Annotated in this window: 4 protein-coding genes; all 4 read right to left on the reverse strand. The window is 42.6% G+C overall.

Annotation, left to right across the window (positions count from 1 at the left end; genetic code table 11):
• Positions 1 to 723 precede the first annotated feature (723 nt).
• Positions 724 to 2,406: a hypothetical protein gene (locus tag EK22_RS21460; RefSeq protein WP_036254284.1), complete on the reverse strand. Its 1,683-nt coding sequence runs from the start codon at positions 2,404 to 2,406 to the stop codon at positions 724 to 726.
• A gap of 158 nt (positions 2,407 to 2,564) precedes the next feature.
• Entirely contained in the window at positions 2,565 to 4,040 is a 1,476-nt protein-coding gene (locus EK22_RS21465) for a hypothetical protein (protein ID WP_036254286.1), read from the reverse strand.
• 3 nt (positions 4,041 to 4,043) lie between these two features.
• Positions 4,044 to 6,524 carry an SEL1-like repeat protein gene (locus EK22_RS21470; protein ID WP_152565183.1) on the reverse strand — a complete coding sequence of 827 codons (2,481 nt, stop codon included), beginning with the start codon at positions 6,522 to 6,524 and terminating at the stop codon, positions 4,044 to 4,046.
• 116 nt (positions 6,525 to 6,640) lie between these two features.
• Positions 6,641 to 7,204, reverse strand: a complete 564-nt coding sequence (locus tag EK22_RS21475) for a hypothetical protein (protein WP_036254292.1) — start codon at positions 7,202 to 7,204, stop codon at positions 6,641 to 6,643.
• Between the last annotated feature and the right edge of the window lie 613 nt (positions 7,205 to 7,817).

Raw genomic sequence — 7,817 nt, forward strand, 5'->3', positions numbered from 1 at the left:
CATTCTCAGTTAATGGGATCCCGAAAAACGGATGTAATCAGTTCCTGTGGTTTATGTTATCGGGCCGCTACAGATAGCTTAAGCATCAGTCTTGAATAGCAGTTTTTGACACACTACGGCAGGCCAAATAACTGAAAATGTACTAATTTCCAATGGCTGCTTTCATTGGAAAGTCTGTTTTTCTTATTGGCATATAATGTGGGCCCTGAGCGATGTTTGCAGGCTGTTGGCAAATAATGCCGGTCTATTCTCATTTAATTCGGGTCGAACGCATCGGCTATTGGCAGCTAATCCGGGCCGAAAAAATGGCTGTTTGCAGGCCCTGTGGTTTATATTTGCAGGCTGCTACACGTAGGGTGTGACCGGACTATTGCGCAACCAGCGCTGAGTAGCAGGCGAAAGGTGAATAGTTGTTGATTTCATGGCAGTCTCCAGAAATGGACTAAGGAATGTCCACTTCAGATAACTGCAGAATTTATGTCCAGCCTTTCAGGCAAGATGCCTTGCAAAAACCACTGATTGCAAGCTTAAAACAATCGGCACCAAGCTAATGTGCATAAAAGGAAACTTCACATAATGGCACTTATGCAAAGCTTTGCATAAGTGCCAGAAAGAGTCTGTCATCAACTTCCAATGAACAGCTGATCACCATTTAACACCAGCCATTTATCGAAAATTACTTCCCGACTATCACTCACGTTCTTACACATATCATGCGATAGTTCATTTGCAAATATATGGCACTACAAACCGAATGTCTTTGCCATCCTGTCGAATCAAATTTCTAAAACCCAATGCCTTGAATTTCGGGTCCTTATGCAGCCCTTTTTTATAATTATATTCGATACTCACTGCGTCTGTATCGTGAATGGTAAAGTCGCCGTCGGCCAAAATTTTCATTCGCATAGCAAAACCGCGTGTCAATTCAAAGCGTTCGATTTTGTCTTTTACAAAACCCAAAGCCGTAGCAAACCCTTGTCTGCCTATAAAAATAGGCACCATGCTTTCTTTACCTTGCAGATCATCGTTCGCAGCCATAAATGAAAATAACTCATCGGCAAAGAAGAGCATGCTGGGCCTGATCGACAACCGGAACAAACGATCCCGGCGATTTTCCATCACCAAATCGCTGCCTTCTAGAAAGGTTGCCATTTCCATCAACTCTGGACGGATTGCTGATTGTTCGCCCACTTCTATCCAGCCATGAGGATGTAAAACGATATTTTTTTCAAGCTCAGCAAATTCAAAGCCACGCAAGTGCGCCGCCAAACCAAGAATCAACGTCAATTGCCGAGGGGTTAATGCTATATCCACCGGCTTTTCCTTGCCCAGTACACCTGCGGCCACCGGTTTTTGGGGATCAATAGGCAGGGTAATCCCGTATTTTTCCTTATCCGATAAATATCCAGGAATAAAGCTGTCCGGCAATGCCGATAACTCGGCGATCAACGTCGTATGATTGCCGGAAAACTCGTCATACAGTGCCTTGATGTATGGAATTTTGTCGTCCGTGGTTTCGCCACGCTCGATGTCGGCAAGTGAAAACCAAGCCAGTCGCGGATCGCTATTCACGCGTTGCTGTAAATATAAATAGCCATCCAGCGTCAGTTCGATATTAAAAATATCCAAATAATACTCGGTCAAGGCATGATTCGGCGCCGCACCTTGAACTTGTCGATACGGTTGCAAACTACGCCAGAGCTTGAAGTTGTAATGAGTTTCAAACAGCAAGCCGGCTTCTTCGCGCAATTCGCGCTTCAGGGTTTCTGGCAAGGCGTTTTTAATAACCGGAGAATTAGACGACTGAAGCGCTTTCAGCAGCTCGACCTTATCGGTCACACCGGATACATCATTCTGGTTGGCTCGTCCGCCGACCAGACCATAATCACCCGCCGCCTTATCGAAACGCTTTTGGGTGTCCTCGCGTTGATAGAACAGAATTTTGCCGTCGAGCTTGATGATGCTCCAGGCCACATAGCAATAACGGATCGGTTGCGCTTGTTTGCCGGAATGATGTTCGAAACGAGCCTGTTCGATATACCTCAATACATCGCGCTGCTGGTCTTTTCGGTCGAAGCTTATGTCCCGGGTATTCCAGAAATTAGTGGCAAACAAGCGGGAGTCACCATCGCTCATTGCTGTCATTACCGACGTTGCCAGTAATTGAGCCGGAAATGACACGAAACTCCAGACACCTTTCGCCAGATCATCACTCTGCAACAACGATAAGCTATCCAGCAGGCATTCGCACAAATTGACGGTATTTTCGGCGACAGCATGATTGACACCGTTCCGTTCGCACAGCACAACAAATAAATGACTGCGCTCGACGCTGTAGAAATCACCTTCTTCTTCTGAATAACGCGGCAGTTCGGCAATAAGGGTTTTAAGTAAATCTCTGGGCATGGTTGACGTTAAAATTGTGATATTCGGAGGAGAATCCTGCTTGCGCTGAATATTACATTGACAGCTAACAATAATCCTTACTGTACATTTGCCTCAGCATCGGCAATAACATCTGCCAGCAGCACTGGACGAATATATAAAGTAGTACGGTTCATAGGCTAGGCCTCCGGGAAACTGCGGTGGTAGATGTGTCTTGCCAGCTGGAAAAGATAAGCCTTACTCTGATAATTAAAATCATAAAATCTTATGTCCAATAAATCATCATAGCCTTTTGTGCTGGAAAGCGGATTAGACGTTGTAAGCCAGAATGTTTGATATAACAATTTTATGAACAGCTTTTTGTCGTGGCGAAGTGAGGAATTGCTCTGCTGTATATTATTTGTCAATTTGTAAAAATAATAATCGTCCCTTATATTTTGTTCTGATTCATTATCTTTATTGTCATTTTTGACAAGTATTTTCAGTTCGATATAAGAATCTCTTACTGGGGCTTTTTTAGCTAAAAATTCGTTCTCATCTAATGCCTCATTACCAAACAATTTAAGTAAAGTTTTCTCATAATCCTGAACGGCGTCCTCGTTAAAATTGAACATGACACGCATGTTAACAATAAACAAATAGGCAATTAGATTTTCATCCACTTCAGTAAATAGATTTGAATTATGAGTTATCCAGTGTCTTGTATTACGCATTACCCAAGCCAAAACAGCATCTTTTTTTTCCTTATCTATTTTTATACTTTTTGCAGCTTCCCATTCGTGCGATAAGGTTCGAATAAAAAGTTTATAAAGCGACCATTTGTCTATAGGTTCCCGCATGGGCAAAAGGTGTTTTAATATTTCAAAGTAATTTTGTATGTCTTCTTCTTGGATAGACTCATTTTCAAGAGTGTATTTATTGAAGTAAATATTATCCTTCATCAATGTGGTGGCATATTGACAGCCTTCGATAACTCCGCGTCGTAAAACCAAATACTTATTTTCTTCTAGCTTTTTTAATCCAATATCAAGTTGATTTGTGCCTTTAACCCAAACTTCAGGTACTTTAATGCGACAATTATTGGCAGTCTCACGTAGTATTTCATAAGTGTTTTTCCCTTCACTATTATTCAGCTTATTAAAATAAGCGCTAAGATAGTCGCATAATGAGTTAATATCACTTTCGTCATAACCGTCCGGATGACTAATAAGTTCATAAGCGTTTTTTTTCTCTTCATCACCAAAACTGCTGGTGATGCTAATTAATATTTTTAGAAATTTATCGTCATCGCCACGGTCAAAAGCCTGTCTAAGGTTATTAATCTGACTTGTGGTTTCATTAGCATTCGCAGTAAGAAAAAAAATCCGTTCTTTTGGAAATCCATTTTCCAGCAACATAAAGTAAAGGTTCATGCCACACTTTTCTAAGAAATCATGAACTGATTTATAATCCTTAGCATATTCTTTTATGTTTTTAGAATGCTCTGAATTCTCGAGATTAATATCAAGAACAACTACATCATACTTATTTAAATCAGAATTTATGGCCTTTTCGGCCGCATCAAAACTTGTTTCAACTGCAACACAGCGATCTTTGAACCATTGCCTTTGTTTCTGTTCCGTATACTCATCTTCAACCCACAATATGTTTAACATGACTTACTCCGATCCCCCTTTTCTTTTGATCTTTGGGACTTGCACCTCGTCGATCAACAAGTCTTTTTTAAAAAACATTGTTACTTGAAATTGTTGGCAGTCTTGCGCGATTACCAAGCTGTTTGACTGGCTTTGACTTTTGTTCAGTTGCTCTAAGTCCTCTTGAATGGCATCAAGACCTTTTCCGGTTCCAAGGCTGTTTGAGGCTTTACTGCCTAGCGGATTCTGCCAACTGCATGCTAAATAGGTTATGCCGTCGATGACAGTTTCATCGAATACCACCGTTAAAAATTCGTCGGCTGAGTGATCTGCATACTTAAAAGCGTTGAACAAGACCTCTGAAAAATGGCCGAACAATAGCGCTTCGGCATGGCTTTCGGCAAGAATGCAGACCTTTTGCCAGATTGGACTGCTTTCAACAACCTTAAAGGGTCGGAGATTCTGGTTAATCCATTCAACTGATCCCAGCGATCGATTGAGTAAAATGTCATCCTCAAATTTCTGTTTCAAGGCTTCAAGACTCACATTTTTGCGAGACAGAATTTTGTCACGAATGCTACCAAGACTGGCGTTATGCTGGTTGATAAAACGTGCGGTTACCCGACTGGCCGCATAATCCAAAATATCCGCGATAGACTTGGTTTTATCTCCACTATCAGGTGTCCGACGACATGACCTAATAAGACCAATAAACTTATCCGGGTTAGCATTAGCATGGCGTTGACGTAATAAATCACCTTGCAGCTTGATGATAATTTCTGAATGGTAAGCTTCATTCAGTAGCAAAACGTCTTTGCGACATTCTGGATTGGTTTTTAAACGCTCGGCAACTTGATATATCGTATCGGGGAATATCACATTACCCAGAGTATGAGTAAATTGCTCAACCAGTTTTTGCATTTTTGTTTGCAATAATTCCTTTTGTTGAATTTCTAGCTGAAGCTGCTCGTTTTTTCTCTCAATTTCTTCCTCTTGCTGTGTTACCTTGAAAATAATTTTTATGAGCTGCTTCTGCGTGGATTGCTGCTCGAAAATTTTTTTTGAGTTTTCGATAAAGCCTACGTAAGACCTTAATAAATCAAACTCTGATTTTTCAAGGTAAAAATCCATAACCAGAGAAGGCAAAACAATGTAGTTTCCTTCTCTCTGTCTGCTAGACTGAAACTGGCTTGTGAAATATTTTCCTGAGCTTTCGTCAGGATAAAAACATCCGTTTTTCCAATTTTCATCATGAATAGCACAGTAAATATTGGCGAAATCATCAAGCTCATCTGGATAATCGGGATTTGGATCATCAATGCCATCGCCTGTGTGGAATTTGTAAAAATATTCAGATGCGCGGACATGATTTTGTGTGGTGCCTTTACCAAGTGCGAATAATACACCTAAAGCAAAGTTGACTTCTTGATCTAGCCGGTTCTCTTCAAATGCTTTACTGAGCCAGTTATAAGCATACTGATAGCATTGCTCTGCATCATCCCTGCCAATAAACTCGGGAAAAGTAAATTGCAGGAAGGCATTTTCCAGCCATTGCTTAGCTCCGGCATGACCGCATTTGATAGCATCTCTCAAATACGTCATACCCTTTTCATAATCCGTAGCGAAGCCTCTGCCATCGAAGTACACAATTGCCGCCTGGTAGCAGGCTTCTCCGCGTGACAAATTATTGTCAGGCGTATCGTTTTGTTTAACATATATTCCTTTTGCGTGTGCTTCGGCTAACCTCGTCATCATTTTATCTTCGATTACGGAATCGTCGCTTTGTGAGGCTTTGTTCAACCAAACAATGCTCTGCTCAAAATTTTGAGCCACGCCTACACCATCTAAATAGCAGCGAGCTAATAGATACTGAGCTTCTGCAAAGCCATTTTCTGCTGCCTTTTCGCACCATTGCCTGCCCAGAGCGGCGTTTTGGTGCACACCTTTGCCTTCAAGATAACAACGTGCCAAGTCATATTGCGCTTCCGCCCAGCCGTACTCGGCAGCCAATCTGAAGCAATTGAAGGCCATTTCATCATTATGCTTAGTGCCAATACCATCTCGATAGCATTGGCCCAGCCATGCATTGGCCTCAACATGATTTTGCGCAGCGGCTTTTTGAAACCAAGCAAAAGCCAGTTCAACATTACTATCTCTTGAACCCTTTCCATCCCCTAATTTAACTTTAACCACTAAATCGAATGCAATTTCGCGGGCCGATTCGATTTCATTTTTTTTGAAGCTCATGAAGCTCATAATGTATTGATTTATGAATTTTTTAGTTCGATCTTTTTGCTGATCATCTAAACCCAGAAAGTAAAACAGACCCAACGCAAATTGGGCATCGTTATGACCTTGTCCGGCAGCCTTATTCAGCCATTCCAATCCCAGATTGGTATCGTTTTCGCCGGCATAGTATCCAGCCAGTTCAAAATGCGCTTGGGCATCGCCAGCGGTTGCCAGTTCTTGAAGTTCTGCCAGTGTGCGAGGGTTGTTTGGGGTCATGTCGTCGTCCTGTGTAGCTTTTGTCTGTGATTTTACTGGGTTCGATAGATAAACGAAGGGCTTTTCGTTTATCTGCCGTGGTGTATTGTGGTCTGTGCGATGAGAACTGTCGTTTTTCAACGATCGACAAACTCGATTTTCACCGGCATATGCAATTCCCTGCCGATTTCTTCCAGCACCGTTGTTGCGGTTTGTTTGTTGACGTGGGTGGTGATGTACCAGCCGTTGCACTGTCTTTGCGCCTGATATCCCGAGGTCTGTTGGCGACCGATCAGCGGAATAGATGTCACCGTTTTATTGAGCCTGGCGACTTTATCCAATCCGAAGACTTTCAGAGTCTCGACGAAGGTTTCGGCGATAGTGCCTTCTTCGATTACTTTGCCGGCGATTCTAACCCGCAAACGTCCGCCTGATTGCCTGGTGCGGCGCCTGGAGCGTTTATGGAAGGGTTTTTCCAACGGCTGAGCTTTGGACTTATTTTCAAAATTGTTCAGACAGGTTTTGATTTCCATTTCCAGAGCCAGTAATTGCTGGCAATTCTCGATGTTGGCGGTAACCAGCGTAAAGTTACCGGCTATGCTGGCCTCCGCGCTGGCCATTTTCAGGTCGTCACTGGCTTTGCCGATAACAGCAAACAGTTGGCTGAATTGGTGGATGACGGTTTCGGGCAGTCTGGTCATGTCGGTGTTCTCCGGCTGAGTTGTTCTGTAGAACGGCATCGGATTCGTCGCAATGCCGTCGTGTTTATTCTTAAATCGATACCATTATTCATTTGCTTGGGCGTTTTACCCAGCTGGTTTATAACTGCGGAATGGTGAGTTGTTGTCATCAATATCGCGCTGTCTCAACATGGTGCTTAGTATCGGGGAAAGTTGCTCTGCTGTAATGGGAGAACTGTGGGAGTTTTTTGGTAAAGACTAAAGCGAAATAGGCTCGCAGACGACACAACAAAATCATCTGCATTGTATTTTTAGGATGCCAACGGAAACGACTACTAAGCATCTGGTTACCTGCCAGTTGTGCTGAGTATCACTTAAAACAGGACGGAATGACTATATTTAGCAGAAGCAACTCTGCCCACTTCGTTGTCAAGATCCAACTGAACCATTGAAATCGATTGAAGGCTTTCAGTGAGTGAGCTGTCTTGTGTAAATATGAGGTGAGGGCTCCTCAAGGTCTGGAGGAGAGGCTATTCAATAATTCCCATATTGGCTCATCGACAATGCCTGCTTCGCCTATACAGATGCTGGTCAATTTGCCTTCAACCGTGTTATTTTTCACTTACCCTACTGA

It is taken from the genome of Methylobacter sp. BBA5.1 (genome assembly GCF_000746145.1).
Classification (GTDB): Bacteria; Pseudomonadota; Gammaproteobacteria; order Methylococcales; family Methylomonadaceae; genus Methylobacter; species Methylobacter marinus.

Coding starts and splice junctions, on each gene's coding strand:
- EK22_RS21460 (WP_036254284.1), bottom strand. CDS start 2,406: ATGCCCAGAGATTTACTTAAAACCCTTATTGCCGAACTGCCGCGTTAT.
- EK22_RS21465 (WP_036254286.1), bottom strand. CDS start 4,040: ATGTTAAACATATTGTGGGTTGAAGATGAGTATACGGAACAGAAACAA.
- EK22_RS21470 (WP_152565183.1), bottom strand. CDS start 6,524: ATGACCCCAAACAACCCTCGCACACTGGCAGAACTTCAAGAACTGGCA.
- EK22_RS21475 (WP_036254292.1), bottom strand. CDS start 7,204: ATGACCAGACTGCCCGAAACCGTCATCCACCAATTCAGCCAACTGTTT.